We start from the raw sequence: 15,642 nt of genomic DNA on the forward strand, positions 1-15,642 counted from the left end.
ACCCAATCTTAACGCTGCACGTAGTCGTGGGTACCAGCGCCGGTGCGCAGCTGGTGACGGCCACGGCCCACCGAGCGCAGCGTGCCGTTGAGGTAGTCCTCGAACTCGGCCAGCTTGTTGTCCACGTAGATGTCGCATTCGCCACGCAACCGGTCGGCTTCGGCGTGGGCCGCATCGATCAGTCGAGTGGACTCGGCGTTGGCCGCCTGCACGACTTCCGTCTGGGCCACCAGGCGCTGCTGCTCCTTGATGCCTTCCTGTACGGCCTTGTCGTAGGACGCGTTACCCGAGTCGACCAGGCGATCTGCCTCCGCCTTGGCCCGGGCAACGGTGCTCTCCTGCTCACGCTTGGCGTTGGCCAGCGTGCGGGCCGCTTCTTCACGCGCCTCACCGACGGTCTGCTCAGCGTGGTTACGCGCCTCGGCAACCATGCGATCGGCCTGCGACTTGGCGTCGGCCAGTAGCCGGTCGGCCTCGTTGCGGGCATGGCTGAGTGTCTGCTCAGCATCGGCGTTCGACTGGCCGATCACCGTCTCGTGATGCTCCTTGGCCTCACGCAGCAACGCATCGCGGGCATCCAGAACATCCTGGGCGTCATCGAGCTCGCCGGGAATGGCGTCCTTGATGTCATCGATCAGCTCAAGGACATCGCCGCGGGGCACGACGCATCCGGCGGTCATCGGAACGCCGCGCGCTTCTTCAACAATGGCGCCCAGCTCGTCGAGCGCTTCAAATACTCGGTACACGGCTACACCCTTCACGCGAGTTTCCACTGTTACCAGTGTGCCTGGTGTGACTGCTGTGACCGTGCTAGCTGACCGGTGTGTCGGCTATTTCTGCGCGGCCCGTTTTCTATTGTGCCTGGCCACGCAGTTTCCCGAGAAGTCGTTGATGAACAGAAGGTGGCAGCAACGCCGAGACATCTCCCCCGTACGTCGCCACCTCCTTGGCAAGTGAGGACGACACGAACGAATACGCCGGGGCGGTAGCGACGAAGAAGGTGTCCACACCAGCGATGTGTTTGTTCATCTGAGCCATCTGGAGTTCGTATTCGAAGTCGGTGCCGGTGCGTAGTCCCTTGACGATCGCACCCAGACCCCGCGCTCTCACGAAGTCGACCAGCAGCCCCTGCCCCGATTCGACGCGCAGATTGGGCAGATCGGCGGTGGCCTCGCGGATCATCTCGATGCGCTCGTCGATGGTGAACATGCCCGCTTTGTTGGGGTTGATCAACACCGCGACGACGACCTCATCGAACTGCGCCGCGGCTCGTTCGAAAACATCCAGATGCCCGAGGGTTACCGGATCGAACGAGCCGGGGCAGACAGCTCCCGTCATGCGGACGATTTAGTGGCCGAGCGAATGCCGATACCGCTACCGATTTGCAGTACGCCGATCACGATGAGCCAGATACCGACGACCAGCGTGAGGGTCAAGATCGAGCTGATCGGGTAGACGATGAGCACGATGCCCGCGATTGTCGAGATGATTCCGCTGAAGATCTGCCAGCCCCGTCCGGGAAGTTCCTTGTCACCGACGGCCGTGATGGTGCCCGCAATGCCCTGGGCGATCCAGCCGACACCAATCCAGATGGCCAGCAGCAGAATCGAATTCAGCTCGTCCTTGAAGCACAACACACCGAGGACGAACGAAATCACGCCGGTGAGGAACAACAGAACCCTCATCCCGGCCGACGACACCGGCAGCGTGAAGGCGAAAACGACCTGAGCAATACCGGATATCAATAGGTACGCGCCGAAAGCGTATGCGGCGACCAGCACGGTGATTTGAGGCCATATCAGCACCACGGCGCCAACGATTACCGCCAAAACTCCTGATACCACCGCTGTCTTCCAGAGGTGCTTGACGAGGTCCTGCCCGACACTTGTAGTCATGGACTTAAGGGTATTTCCTCGGCAACGGTGGCGGGGCGATTCGTGCGGTGCGTTACAGACTCACCATGATTCTGTTATCTCCTGGCTGGGCAGGTGAACTCAAGTTCGAAGGTCGCGGGTGTACTCAAACCGGCGGTGGCGGTGCCGGAAATCTTGTAGGACTGCCCGGACTTGGTCACCGTCGGCTCAGTCGCACCATGCCCCGAGTTGTACATCACCGGGTGGCCATCGATGATTCCCAGGGTCAAACTCTTCAGGGTCGGGTTATCGCCCGCTGCCAGCGTGGCGGCGATCGCGTCATTCTCGCTACCGATGTTCACGAAGGTCATATCGGCTGCGGTAACGCACTCGACCCGATTCTCAACCGATCTCACGACACCGTCGACAACTACACGTGGACCGGCCGCCGGGCCACCACTTGCCGCGCTCGACGCCGGATTGCTTACCGGCGAGTCGTGTCGCAAGCCTCCGCCCGACGAACAGCCGGCAAGCCACACGACGGCCGACAACGCACCACTCACCATTACTACGCCGCCGTAATGCATGTGCGCCTCCCGTTTACCCAGCCGAAGATCCGATTCAGACTAGTGCGGCCATTGCGCTAGTCCCACCAAAACTTCCAGGTTCGCGCACCACTGATCTGGCGGGCATAGGCGCTCAAGGTACCCGCGCCCTGATCGATGTTGTCGGGACAGAACCCGTAGTGCTCGTAGCCGACCGCTACCGAAAGATCGGCGCCCGGCGGCCGCGTCACTTCCACGTCGATGGCGTCGAAGTCCACGCTCGTGAGCACCGCACCAAACCGGTCTTCCCAGGACCGAAGAACCGCCGCCAGCGCAGCCTCGGAGAGGTCGTAGTTCACGCCGTGTGTCCATCCCAGGGCATTGAGCGCGTCGGCCGGACGTGCCGTGGGCACCAGAATCAGCAGCGAGCCCTGCTCCAGATGATCCGCGGTCACCGGGAGTGCACGCTGGGGCGGCTGAGTACGCTGCTCGAGCGTGATGGGCACAACCGGCACGTCGACGGCCGCAGCATTGGCAGACGAAACCTCTTTCACAAGAAACGATTTCGCGTCGACGGCGTCAACATCGGCGGGCTCGACAAGGTGCCGAAGGTCTTCGGCGTCTGACCATGGCCGACGCAAATCCCCACTGAGCCCACGGGAGGCCAAGGGCCACAGCCCCGTTCGATCGAAACGGGCCGCCAACCGCAACCAGAGCGATTGGATGTCAACCACCGCGGCATTGCTCACCCACGCCAGCGAACGGCCCGCCGGACTGATGATCAGATGCCCTTCGGGCAGCTTGATACCGTCCACGCTCCACTTGGCAGCATTCTCGGGACGCGGCAGCTGACCCGCACGTTCGGCATGCACCGGCACCAGAAGTTCGGCGTAGGCGGGCAGATCATGCGCGGGTTCGGGATTTCCCATAATCACGCGCGTACTCCGGTAGGCCTGACCGAACAGAAACGACAGCCCGAGCACGAGGACGGCGACGATTGCGCTCAGCGATGTCCACCCTTTTGACCCCACCCTCGCAGATTAGCTGAGCGGCCGGGCTTCAGCTGGAGGCCACCATCCCCTTCGCCTCATCTGCTGGTGCATTTTCCGTTGCAGTGCGGCGGGCGCGATTCTCCCGGAGTGCTTGCCGCGCAGACTCCAGGGTGATGTTGCGTGGATCGATCCCTTCCCGCTCGAAGCCCCCCACGGCAATCGGCAAGTAGAAGAACTTCAGCGGAAGGACACGCTCGAGAACCGCGTAGAGCCGCCTGAACATCGCGGTAAAGCGGCGCAGCATCTCCTCGTCCTCGGGGGTCCACTCCACATTGAACAGCTCCCGCACATGGCGCGGATAACTACCGACAACGACTTGCCGCCGACCCACCAGCCAGGGCCACACAAGCTTCTTCATGACCGGTGGCCACCACCGCGGCGCCACCCGGCGCTCCATGAACTGTTCCAGCATGGCCTGAGTTACCTGCGAGTTCACCAAATAGTTGCGCTCGATGTTTCCCAGATACCGTTCGAAATCTTCGTACGTGTCCGGCTGAGAACTATCGTCGACCCCCCAAATGCTGTACCACTCCTTGGATTCCTCGAATATCTGCTCCTTTATCGCGCGCGGCATGGCCCCGCCGAAATGCAGCCGCTCGATTACCAGGAGCATGTGGTGATAAAAGAAGGTGACATGCGCGAAATAGAAGGTTTCCGCATTCAAAGCATGAAACGTGCCGTCCTGCAGTGTGCCTTTCACAGACTTGTGCATGTTACGGGTCTTCAGCCCGTATTTCTTCGCATCTTCCGGAGCGTCATACACCGACCCGTAAATGTACTCACGGGATTGCTGACGCCGTTTCTTGTATATTGCGGCACGCGCACGGAAAGAACTGTCACCAGTGAAAAGAACGGAACCCGCGGTCCCCCTGGCCATCTGCGGCCATGCACCCGCGATAGGACCCAACACGCCGCTACCGAAATACATCACGTCAAGGCGCCCCCAATACTTCCATATCAGGGAATCGGCAGGAATCGGATGCTGACAAAGATCTTTCCGTCGTAGGCTGTTATCGCCGGTAAATTCCGTCACCCTAATTTCTTCCGGGATTACCCGCTCCGGGTCGAATGTCGTTTGCATGATTTTCTTGAATGCCTTGATACCCCGCACCACCACGTCAAACTCCTCGCGTTAGGCAATACCCACCGTCTTCACTGTGACTCACCTCACATTAAGAAGTGATGATGCTCCCGGTACCACCTAAAATCAAGGGAGGTACGGATGGTTTCGGAGCAGACCGAATCCAGGAACGTACGGGTAATTGTTAAGCGGCTTGATTGGCAATACCTGAGCGGCTAATTTCCGGGTTGATCAACGACCGGGGCCTGATCGTCCGCGGGCGGAGTCGCGGGGCACTTGCCAGTGCCGACGGGGTGCTGGTTCTGCATCGACGCCAATGTGCTGTCCGGAATGACTCCGGCGAATCTGTCGGTCACCGACTTCAGCAGGCTGCCGGATCCGCAAATCTCGTTGAGCGGTGACACCGGACTGGTCGGTGACAGCACAGGACCATCGGTCGCCAGCGGACCGCCCGACGCTGTCAGCGGACCGTTGGCCGACAACGGGCCGCTGGGAGACAACAGCGGGCCTTCGGCCGACAACGGACCGCCCGGCGCTCCCAGGCCCGCGACCGGAGCCGGGAGGCCAGCGGACAAGGCGTCGTTAGCAACTGATGGGCCGACCGGAGCCTTCGCACCTCCGGGCAGCAGGTTCGCGACAGGCGACGACGCGGAAGGCTCTGGCGCAGGCGGTGCCGGCGCGTCTCCGTCGTCGGCCAGCGCGACACCGGCGGCGGCGATGGATATTGCACCGGATGCCACCGCCACCACTACCGCTCTACACCACATGGTGAGCAAGACTAAGCGCCCATCAGCCAATGTGCTGACCGAACCAGGTGGTCAGACGCTGCCAGGCATCTGCCGCCGCGGCAGGGTTGTAGCGGGGGCCGCTGTCGTTGAAGAAGGCATGGTCCGCACCGGGCTCGACGACGATGTCGTGAACCAGCCCTGCCCGCTGCAACGCCGCCGCGGCCTCATCCTTCGACGAGGTGACCCGCTTGTCGAGTTCACCGTAAAACGCGAGGACCGCCGCTTTGGACCGCGAAAAGTCCGGGTTGTCCGGAAGCGGTCCGTAGAACGGGGCAGCCGCGGCCAGCCGTGGCTCCCCCGCTGCCAGAAGTTGCCACACCAGGCCGCCGCCGAAGCAGAATCCGGCCACACCGGCAGGTTTGTCAGGAACCCGGCGCAGAATCTCGTCCACACCGGATTTGAGGTCCGCGACGAAGCGCTCCGAGGGAACCTTGCCCAGCGCCGCCGTTGCCTCGGCCGGGTCCTTGAACGTCGAGGTGCCGCCCTCCTCCGACAGCAGGTCGATCGCCAGGGACGAATAGCCCACGCCCGCAAGACGTCCCGCGACCGAACCAACCCAGTCGTTGAGGCCCTTGTTCTCGTGAATCACCAGTACCGAGCCACGCGACTGCGCCGCCGGCGCCCACGCCCCCTGCAGCGGGCCGTTGGGTCCGCTCCAGGTGATCGGCTCGGTGGCGACCACCTTGTCCGCACCGGGCGGCGGCGACGTGGCGACCGGCGTCGCCGTGGCGGCGGAAGTGTTGTCCGGTTTGTTCTCGCTGCCGCAGGCCGCGATCAGCGCACTGGCAGCGGTGGCACCGACACCCAGGAGCGCCAGCCGTCGGATGGCCTCCCGCCGCGTCAGCAGTCCCTCGACATGGTCCGTGGCGATCTCCTCGGCGATGTATCGCTGCAGCGGGGTCATGGCCAGAAGTGTGCGCTCGATAGGTAAACGTGCGCTGTGGATTACCTGGACAGTTACAGAGATCCCAGCTCGAGCCGTGTCCCTCCATACTTGCGTGAGGACACCTCCCAGCCGTCCGGCCACACCGCTTCGGGCCCCGAGGCGTCGCGCTCGAGCACCACGAGAGCATCGTCGCTCACCCAGTGGTCCGTCAGGCGTGACAACAGAGCCGAAACATCCTCGGCAGAAACCGAATACGGCGGATCGGCGAGAACCAGATCGTAGGCGCGGCCAGGTGATGTCGACAGGAACGTCGATACCGCAGCCTGCCGCAGCTCGGTACCGGGCAGGTTCACCGCCGCGATATTGGCCGAGATCACCTTCGACGCGGCAGCGTTCGACTCCACGAACGTCACATGTTCGGCGCCGCGCGACAGCGCCTCCAGGCCCAGCGCACCGGAGCCCGCGAACAGATCGAGGACCGCGATTCCGTCGAAGTCCAGGCGCGCCTCCAGCATGCTGAACAGCGCCTCCCGCACCCGATCCGTCGTGGGCCGGGTTCCCTTTGGCGGCACCGCGATCCGGCGTCCGCCCGCGGCACCGGAGATGATCCGGGTCAGCTGATCACCACCAGCAGGTCCCCACCCTCGACCTGAGAGGTCTCGGTCAACGCCACCCGCGCAACCGTTCCCGCCTTGGGCGCGGTGATGGAGGCCTCCATCTTCATCGCCTCGATGGTGCCGATGGTCTCGCCCGCCGCGACCTCCTGGCCCGACACCACATTGAGAGTCACCACACCCGCGAAGGGCGCAGGCACATGGTCGGCATTGGACCGATCGGCCTTCTCCGCACTGGCCACCGCGCTGTCGATGCTCCGGTCACGCACCTGCACGGGACGTAGCTGACCGTTGAGGATGCACATGACGGTGCGCATACCGCGCTCGTCGGCATCCGAAATTGCCTCGATGCCTATCAGCAGCTCGACGCCCTTCTCAAGCTTGACGCGGTGCTCCTCGCCGTACCGCAGGCCATAGAAGAACTGGTTCGCCGAAAGCCGCGACGTGTCGCCGTACTGCTCGCGGTGGGCCAGGAACTCCTTGGTCGGACCGGGGAACAGCAGGCGATTCAACGCCGCCCGCCGGGTCGCGCTGTCACCATCGAGCGCAGCCTCATCATCGGCCGTGAGCTCGACCTCCGCGCGAGCCGGACCGCGACCTTCGAGCGCACGTGTCCGGAACGGCTCGGGCCAGCCGCCCGGCGGATCGCCGAGTTCGCCGCGCAGGAACCCGACGACCGACTCGGGAATATCGAAACGACCAGGATCCGAAGCGAATTCATCAGCACTCACGCCGGTGCCTACCAACGCCAGCGCCAGGTCGCCGACCACCTTCGAGGACGGGGTCACCTTGACCAGACGCCCGAGCATCCGGTCGGCGGCGGCGTATCGTGCCTCGATCTCCTCGAACTGGTCGCCCAGCCCCAGGGCGATGGCCTGCTGGCGCAGGTTCGAGAGCTGCCCACCGGGAATCTCGTGCGTGTACACCCGGCCGGTCGGCGACGGGAGCCCTGATTCGAAGGGGGCGTAGACCTTTCGCAACGCCTCCCAATACGGTTCTAGATCACACACCGCGGTCAGGGAAACTCCGGTGTCGTACTCGCTGTGCGCGGCCGCAGCCACGATCGCCGACAACGACGGCTGGCTGGTGGTTCCGGCCATGGGTGCCGCAGCGCCGTCCACCGCATCGGCGCCCGCCTGCCATGCCGCCAGATAGGTGGCCAGCTGCCCACCCGCGGTGTCATGCGTGTGCACATGCACCGGCAGGTCGAACCGCGACCGCAGCGCCGTCACCAGGGTGGCGGCCGCGGGCGGACGCAGCAGGCCCGCCATGTCCTTGATCGCGAGCACATGCGCGCCCGCGTCGACGATCTGCTCGGCGAGCTTGAGGTAGTAGTCCAGCGTGTAGAGGTTTTCACCGGGGTTGGACAGGTCGCCGGTGTAACACATGGCCACCTCGGCGATCGAGCCGCCGACCTCGCGCACGGCGTCGATCGCCGGGCGCATGGCCTCGATGTTGTTGAGCGCATCGAAGATTCGGTAGATGTCGACGCCGGTGGCAGTCGCTTCACGAATGAACGCCTTGGTCACGGTCTCCGGATACGGCGTGTACCCCACGGTGTTCCGGCCGCGCAACAACATCTGCAGGCAGATGTTGGGGACGGCCTCACGCAGTTCGGCAAGCCGCTCCCACGGATCCTCCTTCAAGAAGCGAAGCGCCACATCGTAAGTCGCGCCACCCCAGGCCTCAATCGAAAGTAGCTCGGGGGTAAGCCGCGCCACGTACGGCGCGACCGCCAGCAGACCGGTGGTGCGCACCCGGGTGGCCAGCAGCGACTGATGCGCATCACGGAAGGTGGTGTCGGTCAGACCAACCGCCTTCTGCTCCCACAGCGCCTTCGCGAACCCCTCGGGGCCCAGGGCCAACAGCCGCTGGCGCGACCCGTCCGGTGGTGGCACCGACAGATCGATCGCCGGCAACTTGTCATGCGGGTACACCTTCGAGGGCTTGGCCCCATGAGGCTTGTTGACGGTGATATCGGCCAGGTAATTCAGGATCTTCGTGCCGCGGTCGGCCGAGGATCGGGCCGTCAGCAGCTGCGGGCGCTCCTCGATGAATGAGGTGGTGACATGCCCCGCACGGAAGTCCGGATCGTCGAGAACTGCCTGCAGGAACGGGATATTCGTGGCGACACCGCGGATGCGGAATTCCGCGACGGCGCGGCGCGCACGTGCCACCGCAGTCTGAAAGTCCCGCCCCCGGCAGGTCAGCTTCACCAGCATCGAATCGAAGTGTGCGCCCACCTCGGCGCCAAGCGTTGTGCCACCGTCGAGGCGGATACCCGCACCGCCCGGGCTGCGGTAGGCCGTGATGCGGCCGGTGTCGGGACGGAAACCGTTGGCCGGGTCTTCGGTGGTGATGCGGCATTGCAAGGCAAATCCCCGTGGCGCCGGCAATGTCTCCTGGTGCAGACCGAGATCGTCGAGAGTCTCGCCGGACGCGATGCGCAGTTGGCTCGCCACCAGATCCACATCGGTGATCTCCTCGGTCACCGTGTGCTCCACCTGAATCCGGGGATTCATCTCGATGAAGACATGGCGGCCACGCTCATCGAGCAGGAACTCGACGGTACCTGCGCAGCTGTACCCAATGTGTCGCGCGAAAGCGACAGCGTCCGAACAGATCTTCTCGCGCAGCTCTGCGGGCAGGTTGGGCGCGGGAGCCAACTCGATGACCTTCTGGTGACGCCGCTGCACACTACAGTCGCGCTCGTAGAGGTGGATGACATTGCCCGCGGTGTCCGCGAGGATCTGCACCTCGATATGCCGGGGATTGATGACGGCCTGCTCCAGGAACACCGTCGGGTCCCCGAAGGCCGACTCCGCCTCCCGGCTCGCCGCCTCGATCGCCTCACGCAGCTGCTCGCGTTCGGCGACCCGGCGCATGCCTCGGCCGCCGCCACCGGCGACCGCTTTGACGAACACCGGGAATTCCATCGACTCGGAGGCCGTCAGCAGCTCGTCGACCGAGGCCGAGGGCTCTGAAGAGGACAGCACCGGCAGACCGGCCTCCCGCGCGGCCGCGATCGCCCGGGCCTTGTTACCCGTCAGCTCCAGCACGTCCGCGGGCGGTCCGACGAAGGTGATACCGGCCTTGGCGCATGCCGCGGCGAGATCGGGATTCTCGGAGAGGAAACCGTAACCGGGGTAGATCGCGTCGGCGCCAGCATTCTTGGCGGCCTTGACCACTTCGGAAACCGACAGATATGCGCGGACCGGATGGCCCTTCTCGCCGATCTGATAAGCCTCATCGGCCTTCAGCCGATGACCCGAGTTGCGGTCTTCATATGGGTAGACAGCGACGGTTTCGGCACCTAGTTCGTAGGCGGCACGAAATGCCCGGATCGCAATCTCACCGCGGTTGGCGACAAGAACCTTCGAGAACATAGTCACAGACCGTACCGTGAGGATTCAGCGAACGCGCGTCCGCTGAACTTCACAAATCGGTTCAGACGAGTGTGATCCAGTAATCCCAGAATCGCTCGAGGATCGCCAGGATCACCGCGGCGAACCAGAACGCCACCAGCGACCATCGCCACTGATGCAGAATTCTGGCCCAGCGCTGAGATCCCAAGGGCCGCAAGGCAATCGAAGTACTCACGACAAACAGCGGAATCGTCACCGACCAGACCGCCATGCAGTACGGGCACAACGCGCCGATCCGGTACAGGCTCTGGAATATCAACCAGTGGACGAAGACCGCCCCGAGTAACGAGCCGATGGCCAGACCGCCCCAGTACCAGCGCGGCAGCTCCACCTTGGCGACCGACAGGACTCCCGTCACCAGCACCACCGTGAACGCCACGATGCCGATGAGCGAGTTGGGGAAGCCGAAGGCCGAGGCCTGTTCGGTCGTCATCACCGAACCACAGGAAATGATCGGATTAAGGCTGCAGGACGGAACGTACGTCGGATCGATGAGGATCTCGATCTTCTCAACGGTCAGCGCCAGCGCGGCGGCCAGGCCGGCCACCCCGGCGACGAGGACGTACCAGGCGGTCGCGGGACGAAGGGTCACGACAAGCCCGGAACGGGTCCGGTGATGTCCGTGACGGCCTTGATCAGGTCAGCGGGGGTCGTGCCCTTCCCGATTTCCCAGTCCTTGCCGTTGATCCGAATGGTGGGGGTGGCCTGGATGTTGAGCTTCGGGCCCAGCTCCTTGACCATGTTGATGTACTTCTTGTCCTTGATGCACTTGGAGACCGAGTCCGACGCACCCACGCTCTTGGCGAGGTCGGTCAGCCACTTGTCGTCGTGCCAGGTCTTGGCGTTGACCTCATCGGGCTGATTGTTCGGGTCATAGAGCGCTGAGTGGAACTTGAGGAACAACTCCGGGGACTGGTCAGCCACGCAGTAGGCCGCCGCCGACGCCCGCGACGAGTAGTCGCGCTTGAGCCGGGGCACGTCCAGGATCCCGACCATGTCGAAGTCCGCGCGCACCGCACCGGTGTCGATGAGCTTCTTGACGGTAGGCCCGAACTCCTGCTCGAACATGGCGCAGGCCGGGCAGATCGGATCCTCGATCAGAGTCAGGACCACCTTGGGCTCGGTGGTTCCCTCCTTGGTGACGAGCTTGGCGGGGCCGGGGGTGACCACCTCGACTGCCTTCACCTCACCCGCGGGCGGAGCGGGCGGACCCGGGTCCTTCTTGTTCTTGACGACGATGAAACCGACCAGCCCCGCGGCGAACAGCACGACGATCGCCGTGAGTGCGATTTGAATCAGCTGGCTTCGGCGCTGCTCCGCCTTCTTGAGGTCGTAGCTAGGAGGTTGCTTCGGTTTGGCCACGCGAACAGCCTACCGGGCAGAATTAGCGAGACAGGTGTGCGCGCAAGGCCGACGTCAGCTCGTCCACCGCAGCCGCAGGCGCGCCGCGCAGCCGGGCCATGTTGTAGAAACCGTGTATCAGCGAACCCTGTACCCGCAGGTCCACCGGCGCTCCGGCGGCCCGAAGCTTCGCCGCGTACTCGTTGCCCTCATCGCGCAATGGGTCGAAGCCCGCCGTCGTGATGAGCGCCGGGGGCAGTCCGGAAAGGTCCGCGGCCAGAATCGGTGACACTTGGGGGTCGGTCTTCTCGACGTCGGACCCGTCCAGATAGTGACCTTCGAACATGTCCATTGCCGCCTTGGTGAGGAAGAAGCCCTCGGCGAAGAGATCACGTGATGGCCTGCGCACGGTGAAGTCGACGGCTGGATAGATCAGGAATTGCAGCAGCGGCAGTTGCGCCCCAGTGTCGCGTGCCTGTTGCGAAACGACGGCGGCCAGGTTGCCGCCGGCGCTGTCGCCGCCCACCGCGACCCTGTCCGGGGTGGCACCGAGTTCACCGGCATGTTCGACAGCCCACAGATAGGCCGCCAGGCAGTCCTGGGCCGCCGCGGGTGCCGGATGTTCGGGAGCCAGCCGATAGTCCACTGACAGCACCGAGACACCCGCGTCGCGACAGGTCTGCCGGCATGCCTGGTCGTGTGTCTCCAGGTCGCCGATCACCCAGCCGCCGCCGTGGAAGAACACCAGCACCGCACCCGTGTCCTCGACGACCGGCCGGTAATGCCGGACCGGGATAGGCCCGGCCGGGCCCGGAATGGAGAAGTTGCGCACCTGCCCGACGGGGGTACTGAAGGACAGCAGCGCCGACTGCTTGCGAATGTTGGCGCGACTGTCTTCGACGTCCTCACCCTTGGTGATCTCCCCCTCTCCCAGCAGCGCCATTCCGCGCAGCAGCAGCTGGGTCGACGGGTCGAGAATGTTGCCGTCGATGATCACCTGGCGGCCTGCTGCCGCCCTTCGAACGGGGATCGGGATATGCGGTGTCGCGGCGGTGCTGACGCGCAGGGCGAGGTCACGTAACAGGCTCACGACGTAACCGTAGCGAGTGCTCCTAGGCTGCCGGTATGGATATCGGCATTGCCCTGCCCTTTATGTGCCGGGAGTACACCCGCGAGTCGACGATCACCTGGGCACGCCTCGCCGACAAGGGGCCGTTCTCCACGATTTCCTCGGGTGAACGAATCTCGTATCACAACCAAGACATGTGGGTGACACTCGCGGCCGCGGCAGCGGTCACCGAACGAGTCCGGATACTCGCGAATGTGTCTGTGCTGCCGGCACATCCGGTGCCGTTGGTCGCCAAACAGGCGGCGACGCTGGATGTGTTGTCCGCCGGCAGGTTCACCCTGGGAGTCGGGGTCGGTGGCCGCGAACACGATTACCGCTCACTGGACGCATCCTTTGACCGACGCCACCAGCGCCTCGATGACCAGGTGGCCGAGCTGCGGCGGCTGTGGCGGGGCGAGCCCCCGTTCGAGGGTGCCGACCCGGTGGGACCCGCACCTGTTCAACCCGGTGGTCCGCCCATCGTTGCCGCCGCGATCGGCCCGAAATCATTGGCCCGCGCGGCACAATGGGCCGACGGCATCACCGGGTTCAGTGTCTCCGGCGCACCCGCAGAGCTTGCTTACTCAGCAGGAGCGGCGCGCGCGGCATGGCAGGAAGCCGGACACGCCGAACCGCCGCTGTTATCAAGTGGCTGCTTCTACACGCTGGGTATCCCCGACGCTGAGTCCGAACTCAAACAGTTCACCAGCGACTACCTGGCCATCTTCGGATCGCAGATCGCCGAGAATGTCCCGAAAACGTTGACCAACTTCGATGCCGATGCATTGAACCGCACCCTCGACGGAGCGCACGAGGCCGGGCTCGATGAATTCATCCTGGTACCGGGGGCATCCGATATCGCCGTGATCGAGGCGACGATCGAACTCATCGAGAAGCGCTAGCCGACTCCACCGTCGAGGCGATCTGCCGGGCTAGAGGCGCGAAAGTTACTCGGGGAGCGTGTGATCCAGATGTCATCCGAGGAACTCGTCCGCGAGGAAATGACCTCGTATCAGCGGTTGCGGATCCACGAAGACCGCCATACGTGAGACGTTAATGTATCATTTGAGTCGATAATGACGCAGTGCGGGCGGTTTGCGTCCGCTGAAGGAGTAGTGGTGGTGTCCAGGAATATTGAACGGCGATGGGGCGCGGTTGCCGGGGTAGCGATCTTGGCCGGAGCCCTGGTCGGGTGTTCCTCACCGCAATCGCCACCGGACAGGGTGCAGATGAATTTTCAGGTGAGTACGGATTCTCAGGGCACTTACGACGTACCGCCCCACCTGCCCGACGGCAATCGCGGCGATGTGATTGCGTCGGCCAGCCAGGGAGTCGATGTGGGCTTGGGGGCGTCGAATCGGGTAACCCTTCTCTATCGCTCAGTGAACTCACGCGGGCAGGACGTTGTTGTAAGTGGAGTTTTGCTAGTACCACAGGGAGAAGCACCCGACGGAGGCTGGCCGCTGATTTCCTGGGCGCACGGAACAGTGGGTATCGCGGACCGCTGTGCCCCCTCCCACTCGCCGACAATGGGTGGCGAATTTAACGGGGAGTACGTGAAGTCACTATTGAATGCGGGCTACGCGGTCGCGGCCACCGACTATATCGGTTTAGGCACCCCTGGAGATCACACGTACATGGGTGCCATCGACCAAGGTAATGCGGTGGCCGATATCGTCCCGGCCGTCCGCCAAATTAACCCCCAGTTATCCGAGAATTGGTTCGTCATCGGACATTCGCAAGGTGGGGCGGCAGCACTGTCTGCCACACGTGCAGGCGCCAAGGGCCAGCGCCCCAGCGGTCTTAAGGCCGTCATCGCGATCGGTCCAGGCAACTCGGCGGAGAGTGCGCTTCAGGCGGTGATTGATGGGACGGACACTGACCCATTCGCTCCAGCCCTGGACCTCTTTGTTTTAATCGGCGCTGCCGCTGCGGATCAAAACATACATCTGGAAGAGATTTTGTCGCCACAAGGACAGAAAATCGTGGACGAGGTGCGAAACAATACGTGCCTGGCGGACCTGCTGAATAACACAAGAAGTCTGCCTGGAGCTGACATCTTTCTCCATGATTCTCGAACAATTGCAGAACTAAGCCAACGCCTGAGAATATATGGAAACCCGGACAACGGGCCTACCAATGGCCCTGTATTAATCATTACCGGGGATGCCGACACTATCGTCCCTACCGCTGGCACGCTAAAACTTATCGATAATCTCCGCCGGCAAGGGTCAGAAATCGACGACCTTGTCTTACCCGGACAGGGCCACATACAACCCCTCTACGATTCCTTCTGTGAACAACAACGATTCCTAGCAGCCCATAGCGGCCCACCAGCACCACAAACCTGCCCTAAACGCTAATGCAGGCCCCTCAGAAAGGTTGCGGAAGCCTCAGGGAGTGAGCACGCCCTGCAGAATTAAACTGGTAATCATGTGGGAGAAGTCGCGGCGAGCGACCCTTCCACTCTGGATCGCCCAGGCCGCCCCGGCGACCAAGCTGAAGAAGACTTCGGTAAGCCACACCGCCGTCAAATCGGTACGGAACTGGCCGCTTTTTTGCCCTCGCACAAACAACGCAGTGATCTGACCTTCAACACCCGAAAAGCCTTCCAGAGTCTGAGGAAGGTCAAGATTCTGATACTGGGCATATATGAGAACCAGCTCGTCTGCTACCGGCTCACAGGCGCGGACCAGCCGCTCCAAGGCATCGGTCGCCGAATCCTCGGTCAAACGCGCTCCGGTCAACGCCGACTCCATATTGGTCATCGCCAGCACGGTCAGTGCTTCTATTAATGCGGCTCGGCCTACGAAATGTCGATGAAGCGTCGCGCGGCTCACCCCCACTGCCGCCGCGATCTCATCCATAGTCGCCGCGGGCTGCCTCCCCAAGAAGACAGCCGCCGCATGTAACAAGCTGTCTCGACTTACAGCCATCGGCCCTCCCGAT

At 63.3% G+C, this 15,642-nt stretch carries 16 protein-coding genes; 2 read left to right on the top strand and 14 right to left on the bottom strand.

Features of this window, described 5'->3' with window-relative positions; genetic code table 11:
- Positions 1 to 8 precede the first annotated feature (8 nt).
- From sepIVA to HBA99_RS16515, 13 genes are all read right to left on the bottom strand, one after another.
- Positions 9 to 746 carry a cell division protein SepIVA gene (gene sepIVA, locus HBA99_RS16455; RefSeq protein ID WP_030094066.1) on the bottom strand — a complete coding sequence of 246 codons (738 nt, stop codon included), beginning with the start codon at positions 744 to 746 and terminating at the stop codon, positions 9 to 11.
- Positions 747 to 852: 106 nt separating this feature from the next.
- Positions 853 to 1,338: a pantetheine-phosphate adenylyltransferase gene (gene coaD / locus HBA99_RS16460; protein ID WP_030094067.1), complete on the bottom strand. Its 486-nt coding sequence runs from the start codon at positions 1,336 to 1,338 to the stop codon at positions 853 to 855.
- On the bottom strand, positions 1,335 to 1,895 hold the full coding sequence (locus HBA99_RS16465) for an HdeD family acid-resistance protein (RefSeq protein WP_030094068.1): 561 nt from the start codon (positions 1,893 to 1,895) through the stop codon (positions 1,335 to 1,337). The genes coaD and HBA99_RS16465 overlap by 4 nt, the downstream gene beginning before the upstream one ends.
- A 74-nt stretch (positions 1,896 to 1,969) precedes the next feature.
- Positions 1,970 to 2,440 carry a lipoprotein LpqH gene (locus HBA99_RS25020; RefSeq protein WP_070952236.1) on the bottom strand — a complete coding sequence of 157 codons (471 nt, stop codon included), beginning with the start codon at positions 2,438 to 2,440 and terminating at the stop codon, positions 1,970 to 1,972.
- Between the two features lie 56 nt (positions 2,441 to 2,496).
- The gene (locus HBA99_RS16475) at positions 2,497 to 3,396 is read right to left on the bottom strand and encodes a DUF4253 domain-containing protein (protein ID WP_070933483.1); all 900 of its coding nucleotides are present in this window, start codon (positions 3,394 to 3,396) and stop codon (positions 2,497 to 2,499) included.
- 61 nt (positions 3,397 to 3,457) lie between these two features.
- Positions 3,458 to 4,531, bottom strand: a complete 1,074-nt coding sequence (locus tag HBA99_RS16480) for an oxygenase MpaB family protein (protein ID WP_109494407.1) — start codon at positions 4,529 to 4,531, stop codon at positions 3,458 to 3,460.
- A 215-nt stretch (positions 4,532 to 4,746) separates the two neighbouring features.
- Positions 4,747 to 5,280: a hypothetical protein gene (locus HBA99_RS16485; RefSeq protein WP_030094072.1), complete on the bottom strand. Its 534-nt coding sequence runs from the start codon at positions 5,278 to 5,280 to the stop codon at positions 4,747 to 4,749.
- A 40-nt stretch (positions 5,281 to 5,320) separates the two neighbouring features.
- On the bottom strand, positions 5,321 to 6,223 hold the full coding sequence (locus tag HBA99_RS16490) for a dienelactone hydrolase family protein (protein ID WP_070952234.1): 903 nt from the start codon (positions 6,221 to 6,223) through the stop codon (positions 5,321 to 5,323).
- A gap of 53 nt (positions 6,224 to 6,276) precedes the next feature.
- On the bottom strand, positions 6,277 to 6,822 hold the full coding sequence (rsmD, locus tag HBA99_RS16495) for a 16S rRNA (guanine(966)-N(2))-methyltransferase RsmD (protein WP_070950799.1): 546 nt from the start codon (positions 6,820 to 6,822) through the stop codon (positions 6,277 to 6,279).
- Positions 6,819 to 10,205, bottom strand: a complete 3,387-nt coding sequence (locus tag HBA99_RS16500; protein ID WP_070952233.1) for a pyruvate carboxylase — start codon at positions 10,203 to 10,205, stop codon at positions 6,819 to 6,821. Before HBA99_RS16500 ends, rsmD begins: the two co-directional genes overlap by 4 nt.
- A gap of 61 nt (positions 10,206 to 10,266) precedes the next feature.
- Positions 10,267 to 10,836, bottom strand: a complete 570-nt coding sequence (locus HBA99_RS16505; RefSeq protein WP_081347700.1) for a vitamin K epoxide reductase family protein — start codon at positions 10,834 to 10,836, stop codon at positions 10,267 to 10,269.
- Complete coding sequence (locus HBA99_RS16510) at positions 10,833 to 11,606, bottom strand: DsbA family protein (protein ID WP_070933321.1); 774 nt, start codon at positions 11,604 to 11,606, stop codon at positions 10,833 to 10,835. The genes HBA99_RS16505 and HBA99_RS16510 overlap by 4 nt, the downstream gene beginning before the upstream one ends.
- 22 nt (positions 11,607 to 11,628) lie before the next feature.
- Positions 11,629 to 12,675, bottom strand: a complete 1,047-nt coding sequence (locus HBA99_RS16515; protein WP_070952232.1) for an alpha/beta hydrolase — start codon at positions 12,673 to 12,675, stop codon at positions 11,629 to 11,631.
- A 35-nt stretch (positions 12,676 to 12,710) separates the two neighbouring features.
- Here HBA99_RS16515 and HBA99_RS16520 point away from each other — a divergent pair, with 35 nt between their 5' ends.
- Together HBA99_RS16520 and HBA99_RS16525 are read left to right on the top strand one after the other, a co-directional pair.
- Positions 12,711 to 13,595: an LLM class flavin-dependent oxidoreductase gene (locus HBA99_RS16520; RefSeq protein WP_070952231.1), complete on the top strand. Its 885-nt coding sequence runs from the start codon at positions 12,711 to 12,713 to the stop codon at positions 13,593 to 13,595.
- A gap of 327 nt (positions 13,596 to 13,922) precedes the next feature.
- Positions 13,923 to 15,056 (top strand): alpha/beta hydrolase family protein, encoded by a 1,134-nt coding sequence (locus HBA99_RS16525; protein WP_165610976.1) that lies wholly within the window; start codon positions 13,923 to 13,925, stop codon positions 15,054 to 15,056.
- Positions 15,057 to 15,086: 30 nt separating this feature from the next.
- Here the strand turns inward: HBA99_RS16525 and HBA99_RS16530 are convergent, their stop codons facing one another.
- Positions 15,087 to 15,629 (bottom strand): TetR/AcrR family transcriptional regulator, encoded by a 543-nt coding sequence (locus HBA99_RS16530; RefSeq protein ID WP_070933315.1) that lies wholly within the window; start codon positions 15,627 to 15,629, stop codon positions 15,087 to 15,089.
- Between the last annotated feature and the right edge of the window lie 13 nt (positions 15,630 to 15,642).

It is taken from the genome of Mycobacteroides chelonae (genome assembly GCF_016767715.1).
Taxonomy (GTDB): Bacteria; Actinomycetota; Actinomycetes; order Mycobacteriales; family Mycobacteriaceae; genus Mycobacterium; species Mycobacterium gwanakae.